This is a genomic window from Hyunsoonleella jejuensis, assembly GCF_900111025.1.
Classification (GTDB): domain Bacteria; phylum Bacteroidota; class Bacteroidia; order Flavobacteriales; family Flavobacteriaceae; genus Jejuia; species Jejuia jejuensis.
In genome coordinates, this window is the sequence record NZ_FOFN01000001.1 from 1,222,226 (window position 1) to 1,236,742 (window position 14,517).

Here is a 14,517-nt window from a genome sequence, read left to right on the forward strand (position 1 = left end):
TTATGGCAATGGATACAGACAAGAATTCGTACACTATAATTTTCGCTATAGCCATGGTTGTGGTTGTAGGATCATTACTGGCATTTACAGCCTCATCATTAAAACCTACGATATCAGAAAATGAGCGTATTGAAAAACAACAAAATATCTTATACGCTATGGGTATTAATGAGAATGATGAAAGTAGTGCTAATTTTGTAGCAACTACCGAGGCACCGCAATTGTTTACAGAGAACGTATCTGAACAACTTGTATTAGAGTCAAAAGATGGTGAGATTATTAGTAAAATGACTGGGCAAGAGTATATGGAAGCTAATAACGGTAAAGAGCCTTATTTAATTGATATTAAAAAGCAAAAAAGTAACGCTAAGGCTGGAAAATCAAGACTACTGCCACTATTCGTAGGTAATAATAAAGAAGGGAAAAAAGTATATGTAGCTCCTATATATGGTAAAGGTTTATGGGATGCTATTTGGGGTTACATAGCAATTGATGAGAATATGGTAGTTCAAGGTGCATATTTTGATCATAAGGGAGAAACCCCAGGATTAGGAGCCAATATTAAGCAGCGTTATTTTATGGATGATTTTTATGGAGAACATCTACTAACTGAAAACGGAGTTTTTAAGGGTATTACAGTAGCGAAAGGTAATGCAGACCCTAAAAATGAAGATAAGATGGATAACGAAGTTGATGCTATCGCAGGTGCAACGATTACAGGCGATGGCGTAACAGCCATGATTAAAAGCGATTTAAAGCTGTACAAACCTTATTTCGATAGTTTAAAATCTCAAAAAACAAATTAATATGGGACTTTTATCAAAAAAAGATACAAAATTAATAACAGATCCTTTAGCGGATAATAACCCAATTACCATACAAGTTTTAGGTATCTGTTCAGCTCTGGCCATTACGGCAGAGTTAAAGGCATCTATAGTAATGTCTATTTCAGTATTGTTTGTTTTAGGGGTAGGAAATGTTGTTATTTCTTTAATGAGAAACATTATTCCATCTAAAATTAGAATTATTGTGCAATTAGTCGTTGTTGCGGCATTGGTAATTATTGTAGATCAAGTTTTAAAAGCATTTGCTTACGAATTAAGTAAAACACTTTCTGTATTCGTCGGGCTTATTATTACCAACTGTATCATTATGGGACGCTTCGAAGCATTTGCACTCGGTAATGGGCCATGGCGTTCTTTTTTAGATGGTATAGGTAATGCCGCTGGTTATGGTGCTATATTAATTATAGTAGGCTTTTTTAGAGAACTTTTGGGTTCTGGAACGCTTTTAGGATTTAAGGTTCTAGGAGACCCGATTGAAAAAACTGGATTGTACGCAATTGGTTATGAGAATAATGGTTTTATGCTTTTGTCTCCAATGGCTTTAATTGTAGTTGGTATTATTATCTGGGTGCAGCGCACTAAAAACAAAGCATTAATAGAAGATTAGTCATAATTCTGAATTCAGAATTTATAATTAAAAGGTATGGAACACGTAGAATTATTTTTTAAATCGATATTTATAGATAACATGGTATTTGCCACGTTCTTAGGAATGTGTTCATATTTAGCAGTATCTAAAAAAGTAAGTACAGCTGTAGGTCTTGGAGCTGCCGTTATATTTGTACTGGCAATTACAGTGCCTTTAAACTGGTTGTTAGACCAGTATTTACTACAGCCAGGAGCTTTATCATGGTTGGGTGCAGAATATGCCGACTACGACCTTAGTTTTCTTTCGTTTATCATGTTTATTGCAACTATCGCAACCATGGTGCAACTCGTAGAAATTGTGGTAGAGAAATTTTCGCCATCCTTATACAACTCTTTAGGGATATTTTTGCCATTGATAGCCGTAAACTGTGCAATCTTAGGAGGGTCTTTATTTATGCAATCGCGTGAAATTGCAACACTAGGTCTAGCCCTTAATTACGGAGTGGCGTCAGGAATTGGTTGGTTTTTAGCCATTTTAGCAATTGCTGCCATTCGTGAGAAAATCAGATATTCAAACGTGCCACCTGCGTTGAGAGGTTTGGGGATTACGTTTATTATCACGGGATTAATGGCCATTGGTTTTATGAGTTTTGGAGGTATGTTAACAGGTGGAGATGAAGAAGCCGCAAAGGAAGAAAAGACAGCAAAAGTACAAGAGTCTGTTGAAGATTCTGAAAAGGATAAAGTAGTAGCTAACAACATCACAATAAATGAGTAATATGATATTAGCAGCAGGAACATTAGGAACGGTTTTAGCAACGGTAACGGCTTTTTTAGTTATTACCTTGCTATTGGTTGCATTACTGTTATTTGTAAAGCAAAAGTTGTCACCATCAGGTCCGGTAAAGATCACGATAAACGGTGAAAAAGAAATAGAAGTAGCCTCAGGCGGTACACTATTATCTACTCTTGGGGGAAATAAAATTTTCTTACCATCGGCTTGTGGCGGTGGTGGAACTTGTATCCAATGTGAGTGCCACGTGCTAGAGGGTGGAGGAGAAGCATTGCCCACAGAGACACCTCATTTTTCAAGAAAGGAATTGCAAGAAGGAGCTCGTTTAGCATGTCAGGTTAAAGTGAAGCAAGACATGAACATTACTATTCCTGAAGAGGTATTTGGTATTAAGAAATGGGAAGCCACTGTTGTTCGTAATTATAATGTAGCATCATTTATCAAGGAGTTTGTAGTTGAAATTCCTGAAGATATGGGATATAAAGCCGGAGGCTATATACAAATTGAAATTCCACCATGTGAAATTAAGTATTCTGATATTGATATTACGGCACACCCTGAAGAACATGAAACACCGGATAAGTTTCAAGCAGAGTGGGATAAGTTTGGTCTTTGGCCTTTAGTAATGAAAAACAATGAAACAGTAGAACGCGCTTACTCTATGGCTTCTTACCCAGCTGAGGGGCGTGAAATTATGCTGAACGTTCGTATTGCAACGCCGCCATGGGATCGAAATAAAAACGGATGGATGGATGTTAATCCAGGCGTGGCATCGTCTTATATTTTCGCTCAAAAACCAGGAGATAAAGTAACTATTTCTGGACCTTACGGAGAATTCTTTATCAATGAGTCCGATAGTGAAATGCTTTATGTTGGAGGTGGTGCAGGTATGGCACCAATGCGTTCGCACTTGTATCATCTTTTCAAAACTGTTAAAACAGGAAGAAAAGTAACCTATTGGTACGGTGGACGCTCTAAGCGAGAATTGTTTTATATAGACCATTTTAAATCTTTAGAGAAGGACTTCCCTAACTTTAAATTCTACATGGCACTTTCTGAGCCATTAGAGGAAGATAATTGGAAAGTAAAAGAAGATATAGATGCTCCGGGAGATGGTTTTGTTGGATTTATTCATAATTGTGTTATAGATAATTATTTAAGCAAACATGAGTCTCCAGAAGATATAGAATTGTATTTCTGTGGCCCACCGTTAATGAACAAGGCTGTTCAAAAAATGGGAGAGGATTTTGGTATCCCTGATGAACATATTAGATTTGATGACTTTGGAGGGTAATCTTCAAGTATAAATAAATAAAAACCAACTCTAATTGAGTTGGTTTTTTTATATCTAGAAGTCATTTAAACTTGCATAAGTTGATATTTGGGTTTATTGTTTTTAACCTCAAATAGCTTCGTATAATCCATTACGTTTTTTACATTGTCTAATTCACATAAAAACCTAACCACTTCACATAAGCCATTAAACAGAATATCTTTATCAGTTGGGTTTTTAGGCTTATCATTCTTATGATGTAAAGGTAGTTGAAAGCCACAAGCCTTTAAAAACGTAGCTTCAATTTGTAGCAATTCTAAAGGCGAGTAGCCACTAAATTTTCGTCCAAAAGTTTGGTGCACTTTGCCAACATAGTTTAATTCTAAAGCGCCATGATAGTCGGACAGATGGCGCCAACTATCGGTGTTATCCAAAATATTCCCAACAGCACATTGCAGACAATACTCGGGGTTCAACGTGTTTTTATGAAATGCGATATAAAGCTTTTTTATGGCCGATTCCATACGAGGGGTAATTTTCATAATTGCATTTTAATCTAAAGATACAAAAGTATTAGATAATTTGTCTAATGGCATATTCTAAGTATTTGTTAGAATTGTCCTCAGCCAAAAGTCTTTACAGATAATTCTAAATTATCTAATTATTGATTCAATTCTGAATTAATTAAAAGGATAAGCTGGTTGGTAGTTTTCAGAATTTTTGAATATTCGGTTATTAATGACTCACTATTAAATGCGGAAAGAATAAAACCATTTTTATATACCATATTATTCAATAGTAAATTTGCCTGAATGGAATCTAGTTTAATTTTTTCATTTTCTAAGCCTTTTAATGATGTTTCTAGATCTATTGTGGTAAAGAAGGGGTCGTATAGGTAGCTTTCAAAATCTTGTTGCATTTCATTTTCTATAAAGGCAATCTTTTTAAAGCTTGCCTGCATGTTCTGTATACTATCTTTAATAGCTTTATTTGAAATAATGGATAGGTTCCCTGAATTTAATAATTCTTGATAGGTATTGTTATGTTGCTCAAACGGATACCAGATCATTACATTCAAACCTTGTCTATTAAACGCAACTACATCAAATACTTTAGTTTTATTAAAAAACTCTAAAATGCTATCGCTGGATTTAATAGATTTTTCTCTATCTGCAATAAAGATTTTGAGCGATGTCAGGTTTAATTTTAAATCCGCTTTAATATTTTCTAAATAGATATGTTCAATGTTTTTTGTTTTTCTGTTTTCATTCCAATTATTAATTTGAAGCGCTATTAATATTCCAATCACTACTAAAACAATTTCACCAACAGCATATTTTAGGTATTTACCAACATTACCTTCTGCCAAAAGTTTTTTTCTAATTTTTCTAAAGAATTTAATCATACTAGCAGTTATTGAAAATAGTTATTTACTTGTATAAATCTGTTTGCAAATAAAATTAGCTTTAAAGATTATATTCAGTTTTTAGTAGTCTTATTAAGTTTTCTGCATCATTGAGAATTTCTGGCATTTCATGAAATGCTCGAATACGATATTGGTTTTGAATTAAAATAAATTTATTTGTTAATATATTTAAGAGTTCTTCATCAGAGCTTATTAGTTTTAATTCCTTAGCCTTTGAATTTATATATTCTTGAGTTTCAAATAAATTTAAATTTGGATCATTGAAATTTTTATTTTCGAGAACTAACATCTCTGAAAAATAGGGTGAATTAAGGTTTATAATGGATGCAATACTCGCATTGGCTTTTTCGTAATTTGATGAGTCGAATTTAAAATCTTCATCTAAGTGGTAAGAAAACGATTCGTATGCGACCAATCGTTTTTCTAAGCTGTCATTTCTAATATAACGTATACTCCCCGAACTTTTTAGCTCTTCAAATGTAGATCTATTCCACTTATATGGGCGATACATTATATCATAGGTGTAAACAAATAAATCAGTATTTGAAAGGCTATCGCTAGGAGTGCTTAACATATAATTTCTAAGGTTTTCAATTCTGTAAAAACCTTTTTTAGCCTGAAATAAGCTTACCTTCAACATTTCGATGTCATTTTTTAAGTCTTGAATGAGTGATCTGGCATAATTGCTTAAACGCCTATTTTCAATTCGATCTTCATTCCAATTGTTGACTTGTAATGCGATTAAAATGCCAATTACAACCAAAACAATTTCTCCGATGGCGTACTTGATGTATTTAGGAGTATTGCCTGATGTCAAAAGATTTTTACGGATGTTTCTAAAGAATTTAATCATGAATAGTTTCAATAGTAAGTAAACCAGATAGAAATAGGTTAGGTGCGTTAATTATCTGAAAAAACACCAATATTACAATGTCTCAGATATCTTTTAAATGTACATAATTTTTGTTGTAAATAAGTAAAGACTTACTGTTTTCGTTTTTTCTATATGCGAAAAATACTTTTTTTACTTTCATTGTTTGTTTTTGCAGTTTTTATTGCGCTACAGTTTAAGGCTTCAAAACGTAATATTAATGTCTTGGAGCCTGTCTTAAAACATCAAAGACTTTTAAATAAGGAAGGTCTTAGAATACAGTCCAGAGTTAATTTACCAAATGGTTATAAACGTGTAGCATATCCAAAAGGTTCTTGTCAAGAGTATTTTAGAAATTATAGGCTCAAACCTTTTGGGGCTAAAATTATTAACTATGATAATACAGAATATCTATGGCAACAATGGCATATTGGTGTTTTAGACATTCCAGTACCTAAAAATGGATTACCCCAATGTGCCGACGCTTTAATTAGAATTAGAAGTGAATACTTATGGGATAGGAATAGAAACGAGGCGATAGGATTTATTTGCTTTTTCAAGGTAATACACCTGCACAAAGTGTGCATTTGGTTAAGAATTTAGAAGAAACTCAAATATCACCATGGTATCATTTAAAAAAGGATGCTATTGTTTCCGTGTCAAACTACACGTTCTATGATTCAAAGTTCGTGAGGTTTAAATATGCAAAATTAGTTTTCTAATTTGGTAAGTAATTCTTTCCCCAAAGGTTTTCTTGTTGATGCAAGGTGTTTTTTTGCAGATTTAAAATTACCTTGTTTTAAATAGGACAACGCCAAATAATAATTTGCATCACTTAACAAAGGGAAGGTTTTTTTAGACTGCACGGTGCGCTCTAAATAAGGAATGGCATTGGCTTCTTTTTTGTTTGCTAGGTGGGCTACACCTAAAAAATAATTTAGTGTGTCATTTTCAATGTTGTTCTCTATTTGGGTTTTCCATATGGCAATAGCAGCACTGTAGTCGCTTTCATTATATCTTCTCATACCTATGTAAAATTCAGAAATAGTATCGCTATTTGTTTTATTTTGCAGTCCAGGTGCTGGTTTAAAATAGTTATTGTAGAGTTTTTCGTTTTTTGGAGTACTGAAAAACCAAATACTTCCGACAACTAATATTACAGCTGTTGCCGCTGCAATTCTACTGTATCTTAAAAAACGAGCTTTTTGTTTTTGTGGGGCTACTATATATTTTGTTTTAGAAATTGCCTCTTCAGCTTCTTTACCTTTATTTTTTAAAGATTGGGTTTCAGTATCAAAATACTTGGTACGTACTTCTTCAACTTGAGCTTTAAAATCTTCATCAAGATCCAAAAGCCGATTAAAATCATCAAGTTCACGTGTAGATAGTTCGCCTTTTAGATAGCGTTCTATGGTATCCAGTAGCTCTTGCGGTATGTTATTGTTATTTTGCAACTTTTAAATGTTTCGGACTTATAAAACAATAATCTAAAATTTATATAGGTTTTTTCTGGAGCAATCCTATTTTTTATTCACACATGTATAAACCTGTAACAAGTGTTTTTAGCAAGTAGTGCCGAAGTAATATATTTTTATAGAAAAAAAGACTAAAATATATACAACTTCATTTTTTATTAAAACGAAATTACAAAACGTTTATTTAACTATATCAAAGCTTGCGAAGTAAATTTTTATTCGTTTAAACTTTATGTATCCTACCGTTCCTTTACAAGGTTTGTTGCTTTTTTATCTTTAATTTATAAAGCTTTTAAATGTCATCATCCTATTAACTTTTAGTATTTTTACAATATGAGTAAACCGCTTTCAAAACAGGAGTTACATAATCTTGCAATGAACCATGTTGGAAAAGATTTGGAACAACGTGGGTTTGAGTTTGTAGCTATTAATAGTAAACTGAAAAAACATCCACAGTTTGTGTGTATTGATAAAAACAGTCAATATTATTTTGTGGTTGTGCGTGCTGTTATTCTGCCTGAAAACCCTAATAATTATGACATTGTTTGGATGGAGTCTTTTAAGAAGCATGCTTTTGAAAAAGATGCCAAGGTTTTATATGCAGGTGTTGGTTTAGGCAATCCTAATGGAGCGGATTTACCTGTTTATTTAAATGAAGATTATTTAATTGAATATAATGGGATTCAATACATAGAATCTAACTTAAATTAAATGAAACGAATTTTATTGGTATTAATAGTTATTGGATTTATTTCTTGTAAACAGAATAATACCCGTGTCATAAATAATACTGTAGTACAAGGTACAGTGTTTGGAACATACTATAGGGTAACTTACTACTCTAATAAGGATTATCAAAAGGAGTTTGATAGTTTGTTCAATATTATAAACAATTCTTTATCTACTTATTTAGAAAACTCAGATATTTCTAAAGTAAATAGAAATGAACTTACCGAAATAGATAATCATTTTAAAAATGTTTTTCAAGCTTCAAAAGTAATTTATCACGAAACCAATGGTGCTTTTGATCCTACCATAGGCAATGTAGTGAACGCCTGGAATTTTGGCGCTGAACAAAACAAGTTTTTAACCGATAGTATTACAATTGATAGCTTAATGCAATTTGTAGGATTTAATAAAATAAACCTATCAAACAATTCTATTATAAAACCCAAAACGTCATACTTAGAGTTTAACGCTATTGCTAAAGGATATGCTGTAGACGTTATTTCACAATTTTTAAGTGATAAACGTATAGATAATCACCTAGTAGATATAGGTGGCGAACTTATGGCTAAGGGCATTAATGCTCAAAAGAATAAGGAATGGCTAGTTGGCATTGAAAACCCCAATTTTGATGGTACACAATCTACTAATAAAGTAGTAAAGCTTCAGGATGAAGCGATGGCCACTTCTGGTACGTACAGAAAATTTAAAATTGATGAAAATGGCAATAGATATGCGCATATTATAGATACTGAAAGTGGGTATCCAAGTAAAACCAATTTATTGAGCATTTCGGTGATTGCTAGGGATTGTATGACAGCTGATGCCTATGCTACTGCCTTTAAAACCATGGGCATAGAAAAAGTAAAAACTTTTTTAAGAGCGCATCCAGAGCTTAAAGTATTTTTGATTTTTGAAAATGAAAATAATGGATTGGAGACTTTAGCTTTAAACGGATTTCCAGAATAATCATTTATGTTTTATTTGAAACAACAAGACTTTCACTCTATAAGTGTTATTTAGTTGTTTAAAGTTGTTCAGGGTAACTTTTTTATTTGAAAACTACTGGAATAATTTCTCCATTAGCCAAACAATATTTACTTATTTCTTCATCTGAGAGTTTATCGGTATAGTTCACTTCTTCAACTTTGAAACCTATGGAGCGAAGTTTGTCAAAATAGTCGCGCCCATATACGCGAACGTGGTCGTACTGTCCAAATATTTCTGCACGTTCTTTTTTGTCAGTTATTGAGTTGTCTTCAAAAGTAGTTTCTCGATTTAAATCCTGTGGAATTTGAAAAATACCATATCCGCCAGTCTTCATTACCCGATACAATTCCTGCATCGCTTTAGTATCATCTGGTATGTGCTCTAAAACGTGATTGCAAAGTATAACGTCAAATTCATTATCCTTAAAAGGAAGGTTACAAATGTCAGCTTTTACATCTGCAAGTGGAGAATTCAAATCTGTAGTTACATAATTTAAATTAGTCATTTTTTCAAAACGCCTGTAAAATGCTTGTTCTGGTGCAAAATGTAATACTTTAAGTTTTTCTGAAAAGAAGTTGGTTTCATGTTGCAAATACAGCCAAAGCAATCTGTGACGCTCTAAAGATAGCGTAGAAGGCGATAACACATTATTTCGCTGTTTTCCATAACCGTATGGTAAAAATGTTTTGAAACTTTTGCCATCGATTGGATCGGTGAATGTATTTCCTTTAAGGAAAAAAGCGAATATAGGACGCACTATATAACTGACTCTTATTAAGAAAGGCCTTGGAACCGTATTTAATATGATTTTGAATAGTTTTTTCAATGGAGATTATTTATAATCTTCACGAACAGGACAAAACGTATCGATTAGAGTACAATCTGTTAATGCTCTTGCGCTATGTAATGTATTTGAAGGAATAATGACAATGCTACCTGGTTTTAAGGTTTCAGTTTTCCCATCAATTGTCATTTCTAATTCTCCAGAAATAACTTGAGACGTTTGCTCGTGCATATGAGAATGTAATGGCATAATTGCTTCTTTATTTATACTCACATAACCTACAGTAAATGAGTTCGAGTGCACATATTTTCCAGATACGCCCTCAACTAGTTGTTTACTCGGGATGTGAGATAAGTCTATTTTCATTATAACACCAATTCTTTTTGTCGAAACTCATCCTCTTCGTTGCTTTCAATCCCTAAAGCTTCATAAATATATGCGAATGTAGAAAGTAGCTCAGGTTTGCCATCAACCAAAGCAACATTATGTTCAAAATGTGCCGATGGTAAATTATCTAGGGTAGTTATCGTCCAGCCATCCCTATGTTGTTTTATACGTTGGGTTCCCATGTTAATCATGGGCTCTATGGCAACTACCATACCTTCCACAAATTTTTTACCACGACCTCTACGTCCATAATTTGGCATTTCTGGATCTTCATGCATTTTTTTACCTAAGCCATGGCCTACCAATTCTCTTACTACTCCATAACCATGAGCTTCACAATATTGTTGAATTGCATAGCCTACATCACCAACACGATTATTTAATTTAAATTCTCTTATGCCAATATAAAGTGACTCTTTAGTGATTTTTAAAAGTTGTTCAATTTCAGGCGCAATGTCGCCTACAGCAAACGTATAGGCATGGTCTCCATAAAATTCATTTTTAAGGGCACCACAATCTATTGAAATGATATCACCCTCAACCAAAGGGTCGTTATTAGGAATACCATGAACTACTTGTGAATTAGGACTCATGCATAAGGTGTTTGGAAAATCATAAAGTCCTAAAAACCCTGGTACCGCTCCTTGATCTCTTATACATTCTTCTGCAATTTTATCGAGTTGTAAGGTCGTAACACCTGGTTTAATTGCTTTAGCAACCTCGCCTAAAGTTTTAGATACTATGAGCGCGCTTTCGCGCATTAGCTCTATTTCTTCTCTGGTTTTTATTTTAATCATGCGTATTCAAATATTGGCAAAGATACTAATTTAAAGCACTAAAAAAATTCGTGAATAACTGACATTTGACAGTCTTTTTGCAATTGTAAATCAATAACTTTACTAAAATAAACCATTTCCAAATGTATAAAGTTGTTAGTGCTGAAGAAGCTGTAAAAGCTATAAAAAGTAACAGTAGGGTTTATATACAAGCTGCCGCTGCTGCGCCACAATTGCTTATTAATGCAATGAGTAATCGTTCCGAAGAACTAAAGAATGTAGAGGTGTGCCATTTACATCTTGAAGGTGAAACGCCATATGCAAATCCAGATTTAAAGGAAAGTTTTCATGTTAATTCATTTTTTATCGGTAAAAATGTAAGGCATACATTATCGGCGGGCAATGGTTCTTACACACCAGTTTTTTTAAGTGAGTTACCTTTATTGTTTAAAAGGAATATTTTACCCTTAGATGTTGCTCTTATTCACGTTTCGGTTCCTGATAAGCATGGGTATTGCTCTTTAGGGGTTTCCATTGAGGCAACTTTGGCTGCTATTGATAATGCTAAAACCGTTATAGCTCAAGTAAATTCGCAAATGCCAAGGACGCATGGTGACGGTATTATTCATTTTTCTGAAATAGACTTGTTTGTTGAATGCGATGTACCAATACCAACGCATAATTTGGGAGAACCATCAGAGGTTGAAAATAAAATTGGTGATTATGTGGCTGGTTTAATAGAAGATAGAAGTACCTTGCAAATGGGTATTGGTACTATTCCGAATGCTGTTTTATCTCGCCTGACAAATCATAAGGATTTGGGTTTACATACCGAAATGTTTTCTGATGGTGTTATAGATTTAATTTTGAATGATGTTATTAACGGAAACTATAAAGGAGTAAATCCAGGTAGAGCACTTTCAACATTTTTAGTGGGTTCAAAAAAATTATATGATTATGTAGATGATAACCCGTTTGTTGAATTACGGGAATCAGATTATGTTAATGATGTATCAATAATTAAACAAAACCCAAGAATGGTGGCTATAAATTCGGCTATTGAAGTAGATGTTACAGGTCAGGTTTGTGCAGATTCTATTGGTTCCAAAATGTATTCAGGGGTAGGAGGTCAAATGGATTATATACGCGGTGCTTCTCTTAGCGAAGGCGGTAAAGCAATTATCGCTTTGCCTTCAGTAACAAAAAAAGGTATTAGTAGAATTGTGCCTTCTCTAAAACCTGGGGCGGGCGTTGTAACTACAAGGGCACATGTACATTATATAGTTACAGAATATGGCATCGCCAATTTATATGGTAAAACTATAAAACAGCGCGTTAAAGCTTTAGTTGACATTGCACACCCCGAACATAGAGCCTCTATAGAAAAAGCTTACTTTGATTTAATTTAGGTATGCTTATCTAAAAAAGTCTAAGAAACTCTTTTTCTTTTTATACTCTAAAGGTTTCGCGTCGCTATTGGTTAAGAGTTGGTAAATTTCTCCCCAACCGTAAAAACCTCCAATGTTTCTATCGTCAATAAATATATCTGCGTTTATTTTTCGGCTTATGTCATTAGTGTACTCTTCCTCTGGAAAACTTTTGTTAACAGCATAAAAGCGGATACCGTTATCTTCACAGAATTTTACGGCTTCATCTAATTTATCACCACATCTGTAGGTCCATAAAATAAGACGATGTCCTTCTTCTTGCAACTTTTTTAAAGTTTCAAACGCAAACATTTGTGGCTTTCCAATTCTAGGGTATGCGTCTTCTACAATAGTGCCATCGAAATCAACTGCGATAATAAGGGTGTCCGTAAAATTCATTCGATTTAGGGTTTATTATGCGCAAAGGTAATTCTTTTTAATAATTTCCTTAAATCAAAGGCTGTTGTGTCATAGCTTTAGGTTGTTCAACACCAATAAGTTTTAAAATAGTAGGAGCGAGGTCACCAAGAATACCATCCTTAATCTCTTTCAAATCTTTATCAATTAAAATAATTGGTACAGGATTGGTAGTGTGCGCAGTATTTGGTGTGCCATCAGGATTTATCATGGTTTCGCAGTTTCCATGATCTGCAATCAGCAATGTAGTATAATCATTTTCCAAAGCAGCAGTAACCACCTCTTTTACACATTCGTCAACAGCTTCACAGGCTTTAATAGCCGCTTCCATATCTCCAGTATGCCCCACCATATCGCCATTGGCAAAATTTAAACATACAAAATCTACTTCCCCTTTTTTAAGTTCGGGTATTAGTGCATCCTTTAACTCGTAGGCACTCATTTCGGGTTTTAAATCGTAAGTGGCTACTTTTGGGGAATTTCTCAAAATACGTTGCTCACCTTCAAATGGTTCTTCGCGTCCGCCTGAAAAGAAAAATGTAACATGAGGATATTTTTCGGTTTCAGCAATGCGTATTTGCTTTTTATTGTGTTTCGCTAAAACGTCACCTAAAGTGTTACTTAGGTTTTCTTTATTAAAAATTACATGTACATTTTTATACTCGTCATTATAATTGGTAAGAGTTACGTAATGTAAATCTAGTTTTTCCATATCGTATTCAGGGAAATCCTGTTGCGATAGTACTTCAGTTAATTCGCGACCTCTATCTGTTCTAAAATTGAAGAAAATTATAACATCGCCTTCCTTAATATTGGTTACAGGAGTATTATTGTTATCAACAGCAATAATCGGTTTAATAAATTCATCTGTAACATTATTCGCATAGTTGTTTTCTATTGAAGCCACAATATCATGAGATGACTCTCCTTTAGCATTTACTAAAGCATCGTAAACCAGTTTAACGCGTTCCCAACGTTTGTCCCTATCCATAGCATAATATCGCCCAGAGATAGTTGCAATTTTAGTGTTTGTATTTTTAATATGGTTTTGGAGTTGTTTTACAAAACCAGAGCCAGATTTCGGATCAACATCACGTCCGTCCGTAAATCCATGAACAAAAGAGTTTTTAACGCCAGCCTCTTCAGCAGCATCAATTAAACCAATAAGGTGATTAATGTGTGAATGTACGCCACCGTCACTCAGTAAACCTAAAAAGTGTACATCCTTGTGGTTTTCTTTTGCATAGTTAAAAGCATCCACTAAAACGTGCTCCTTATTTAAAGTCTTGTTTTCAACGGCTAAATTTACTTTCACCAAATCTTGATATACAATTCGTCCAGCACCAAGATTCATATGTCCAACTTCACTATTTCCCATTTGTCCTTCAGGTAGACCTACATGCAATCCGTCTGTTCTTAGGGAAGCGCTAGGGTATTTCGTGTATAAACTATCTATAAAAGGAGTATTTGCATTATCAATTGCAGAAACTTTTGGGTCAGGAGATTTTCCCCACCCGTCAAGTATCATAAGGATGGTTTTTTTGTTCATTTTTCTTGGTTTATTTTAAGCTGCAAAGATAAGGATTTTAAAGGGATTAAAGCCTTAAGCAGATTGAAAATTATAACTAGTTTTGATGTTGATCTTTGGTGCGGTTTTTCGATTGAAAACCCTTAAAAAGTTGTGAATTAAACGTTAAAAAAATGTTATTTAAGATTTTTTAGTGTAACAATTTAATTTT

18 protein-coding genes are annotated in these 14,517 nt (G+C 33.7%); 9 read left to right on the plus strand and 9 right to left on the minus strand.

Annotated elements, in window-relative coordinates:
- The first annotated feature begins 2 nt into the window (after positions 1 to 2).
- The 4 genes from BMY39_RS05220 to nqrF are packed head-to-tail and all read left to right on the plus strand — an operon-like array spanning position 3 to position 3,520.
- A complete protein-coding gene (locus BMY39_RS05220) occupies positions 3 to 806 on the plus strand; it encodes a Na(+)-translocating NADH-quinone reductase subunit C (protein WP_092576560.1) in 804 nt (267 codons plus the stop codon).
- 1 nt (position 807) lies between these two features.
- Positions 808 to 1,452, plus strand: coding sequence for an NADH:ubiquinone reductase (Na(+)-transporting) subunit D (locus tag BMY39_RS05225; protein WP_042244897.1), 645 nt, complete (start codon positions 808 to 810; stop codon positions 1,450 to 1,452).
- A gap of 36 nt (positions 1,453 to 1,488) precedes the next feature.
- Positions 1,489 to 2,211 carry an NADH:ubiquinone reductase (Na(+)-transporting) subunit E gene (nqrE, locus tag BMY39_RS05230; RefSeq protein WP_092576563.1) on the plus strand — a complete coding sequence of 241 codons (723 nt, stop codon included), beginning with the start codon at positions 1,489 to 1,491 and terminating at the stop codon, positions 2,209 to 2,211.
- A 1-nt stretch (position 2,212) separates the two neighbouring features.
- Entirely contained in the window at positions 2,213 to 3,520 is a 1,308-nt protein-coding gene (nqrF, locus tag BMY39_RS05235; protein WP_092577707.1) for an NADH:ubiquinone reductase (Na(+)-transporting) subunit F, read from the plus strand.
- A gap of 65 nt (positions 3,521 to 3,585) precedes the next feature.
- On the opposite strand, the gene BMY39_RS05240 is transcribed toward nqrF, so the two are convergent.
- The 3 genes from BMY39_RS05240 to BMY39_RS05250 all read right to left on the minus strand — a co-directional run bounded on the left by BMY39_RS05240 (position 3,586) and on the right by BMY39_RS05250 (position 5,778).
- The gene (locus tag BMY39_RS05240) at positions 3,586 to 4,041 is read right to left on the minus strand and encodes a Na(+)-translocating NADH-quinone reductase subunit F (RefSeq protein ID WP_092576568.1); all 456 of its coding nucleotides are present in this window, start codon (positions 4,039 to 4,041) and stop codon (positions 3,586 to 3,588) included.
- Positions 4,042 to 4,160: 119 nt separating this feature from the next.
- A complete protein-coding gene (locus tag BMY39_RS05245; RefSeq protein WP_092576571.1) occupies positions 4,161 to 4,904 on the minus strand; it encodes a DUF6090 family protein in 744 nt (247 codons plus the stop codon).
- Positions 4,905 to 4,965: 61 nt separating this feature from the next.
- Complete coding sequence (locus BMY39_RS05250; protein ID WP_092576574.1) at positions 4,966 to 5,778, minus strand: DUF6090 family protein; 813 nt, start codon at positions 5,776 to 5,778, stop codon at positions 4,966 to 4,968.
- Between the two features lie 153 nt (positions 5,779 to 5,931).
- Here BMY39_RS05250 and BMY39_RS05255 point away from each other — a divergent pair, with 153 nt between their 5' ends.
- Together BMY39_RS05255 and BMY39_RS15220 are read left to right on the plus strand one after the other, a co-directional pair.
- Positions 5,932 to 6,399: a DUF4846 domain-containing protein gene (locus tag BMY39_RS05255; RefSeq protein ID WP_245738170.1), complete on the plus strand. Its 468-nt coding sequence runs from the start codon at positions 5,932 to 5,934 to the stop codon at positions 6,397 to 6,399.
- Positions 6,378 to 6,518 carry a DUF4846 domain-containing protein gene (locus BMY39_RS15220; RefSeq protein WP_245738172.1) on the plus strand — a complete coding sequence of 47 codons (141 nt, stop codon included), beginning with the start codon at positions 6,378 to 6,380 and terminating at the stop codon, positions 6,516 to 6,518. The genes BMY39_RS05255 and BMY39_RS15220 overlap by 22 nt, the downstream gene beginning before the upstream one ends.
- On the opposite strand, the gene BMY39_RS05260 is transcribed toward BMY39_RS15220, so the two are convergent.
- Positions 6,507 to 7,250 carry a tetratricopeptide repeat protein gene (locus BMY39_RS05260; protein ID WP_092576577.1) on the minus strand — a complete coding sequence of 248 codons (744 nt, stop codon included), beginning with the start codon at positions 7,248 to 7,250 and terminating at the stop codon, positions 6,507 to 6,509. The genes BMY39_RS15220 and BMY39_RS05260 overlap by 12 nt on opposite strands.
- A 354-nt stretch (positions 7,251 to 7,604) precedes the next feature.
- Here BMY39_RS05260 and BMY39_RS05265 point away from each other — a divergent pair, with 354 nt between their 5' ends.
- Both BMY39_RS05265 and BMY39_RS05270 read left to right on the plus strand, forming a co-directional pair.
- A complete protein-coding gene (locus BMY39_RS05265) occupies positions 7,605 to 7,982 on the plus strand; it encodes a Na(+)-translocating NADH-quinone reductase subunit F (RefSeq protein WP_092576580.1) in 378 nt (125 codons plus the stop codon).
- Positions 7,983 to 8,966, plus strand: a complete 984-nt coding sequence (locus tag BMY39_RS05270) for an FAD:protein FMN transferase (RefSeq protein WP_092576583.1) — start codon at positions 7,983 to 7,985, stop codon at positions 8,964 to 8,966.
- An 82-nt stretch (positions 8,967 to 9,048) separates the two neighbouring features.
- Here BMY39_RS05270 and BMY39_RS05275 read toward each other — a convergent pair whose 3' ends face one another.
- Genes BMY39_RS05275 through map form a run of 3 tightly spaced genes read right to left on the minus strand, consistent with a single transcriptional unit; the run spans position 9,049 to position 10,955 of the window.
- The gene (locus BMY39_RS05275) at positions 9,049 to 9,813 is read right to left on the minus strand and encodes a class I SAM-dependent methyltransferase (RefSeq protein WP_092576585.1); all 765 of its coding nucleotides are present in this window, start codon (positions 9,811 to 9,813) and stop codon (positions 9,049 to 9,051) included.
- 6 nt (positions 9,814 to 9,819) lie between these two features.
- Positions 9,820 to 10,137, minus strand: a complete 318-nt coding sequence (locus BMY39_RS05280) for a cupin domain-containing protein (protein ID WP_092576588.1) — start codon at positions 10,135 to 10,137, stop codon at positions 9,820 to 9,822.
- Complete coding sequence (gene map / locus BMY39_RS05285) at positions 10,137 to 10,955, minus strand: type I methionyl aminopeptidase (RefSeq protein WP_092576591.1); 819 nt, start codon at positions 10,953 to 10,955, stop codon at positions 10,137 to 10,139. The genes BMY39_RS05280 and map overlap by 1 nt, the downstream gene beginning before the upstream one ends.
- Before the next feature lie 122 nt (positions 10,956 to 11,077).
- Between map and BMY39_RS05290 the strand changes: the two genes are divergently transcribed.
- Positions 11,078 to 12,343 carry an acetyl-CoA hydrolase/transferase family protein gene (locus BMY39_RS05290; RefSeq protein ID WP_092576595.1) on the plus strand — a complete coding sequence of 422 codons (1,266 nt, stop codon included), beginning with the start codon at positions 11,078 to 11,080 and terminating at the stop codon, positions 12,341 to 12,343.
- 6 nt (positions 12,344 to 12,349) lie between these two features.
- Here the strand turns inward: BMY39_RS05290 and BMY39_RS05295 are convergent, their stop codons facing one another.
- Together BMY39_RS05295 and gpmI are read right to left on the minus strand one after the other, a co-directional pair.
- Positions 12,350 to 12,760: a BT0820 family HAD-type phosphatase gene (locus BMY39_RS05295; RefSeq protein WP_092576601.1), complete on the minus strand. Its 411-nt coding sequence runs from the start codon at positions 12,758 to 12,760 to the stop codon at positions 12,350 to 12,352.
- Positions 12,761 to 12,809: 49 nt separating this feature from the next.
- The gene (gene gpmI, locus BMY39_RS05300; protein WP_092576605.1) at positions 12,810 to 14,327 is read right to left on the minus strand and encodes a 2,3-bisphosphoglycerate-independent phosphoglycerate mutase; all 1,518 of its coding nucleotides are present in this window, start codon (positions 14,325 to 14,327) and stop codon (positions 12,810 to 12,812) included.
- Positions 14,328 to 14,517 lie beyond the last annotated feature (190 nt).

Coding starts and splice junctions, on each gene's coding strand:
- BMY39_RS05265 (WP_092576580.1), top strand. CDS start 7,605: ATGAGTAAACCGCTTTCAAAACAGGAGTTACATAATCTTGCAATGAAC.
- BMY39_RS05225 (WP_042244897.1), top strand. CDS start 808: ATGGGACTTTTATCAAAAAAAGATACAAAATTAATAACAGATCCTTTA.
- BMY39_RS05270 (WP_092576583.1), top strand. CDS start 7,983: ATGAAACGAATTTTATTGGTATTAATAGTTATTGGATTTATTTCTTGT.
- BMY39_RS05295 (WP_092576601.1), bottom strand. CDS start 12,760: ATGAATTTTACGGACACCCTTATTATCGCAGTTGATTTCGATGGCACT.
- BMY39_RS05240 (WP_092576568.1), bottom strand. CDS start 4,041: ATGAAAATTACCCCTCGTATGGAATCGGCCATAAAAAAGCTTTATATC.
- nqrF (WP_092577707.1), top strand. CDS start 2,213: ATGATATTAGCAGCAGGAACATTAGGAACGGTTTTAGCAACGGTAACG.
- BMY39_RS05280 (WP_092576588.1), bottom strand. CDS start 10,137: ATGAAAATAGACTTATCTCACATCCCGAGTAAACAACTAGTTGAGGGC.
- BMY39_RS05290 (WP_092576595.1), top strand. CDS start 11,078: ATGTATAAAGTTGTTAGTGCTGAAGAAGCTGTAAAAGCTATAAAAAGT.
- BMY39_RS05250 (WP_092576574.1), bottom strand. CDS start 5,778: ATGATTAAATTCTTTAGAAACATCCGTAAAAATCTTTTGACATCAGGC.
- gpmI (WP_092576605.1), bottom strand. CDS start 14,327: ATGAACAAAAAAACCATCCTTATGATACTTGACGGGTGGGGAAAATCT.
- BMY39_RS05245 (WP_092576571.1), bottom strand. CDS start 4,904: ATGATTAAATTCTTTAGAAAAATTAGAAAAAAACTTTTGGCAGAAGGT.
- nqrE (WP_092576563.1), top strand. CDS start 1,489: ATGGAACACGTAGAATTATTTTTTAAATCGATATTTATAGATAACATG.
- BMY39_RS05220 (WP_092576560.1), top strand. CDS start 3: ATGGCAATGGATACAGACAAGAATTCGTACACTATAATTTTCGCTATA.
- BMY39_RS05255 (WP_245738170.1), top strand. CDS start 5,932: ATGCGAAAAATACTTTTTTTACTTTCATTGTTTGTTTTTGCAGTTTTT.
- map (WP_092576591.1), bottom strand. CDS start 10,955: ATGATTAAAATAAAAACCAGAGAAGAAATAGAGCTAATGCGCGAAAGC.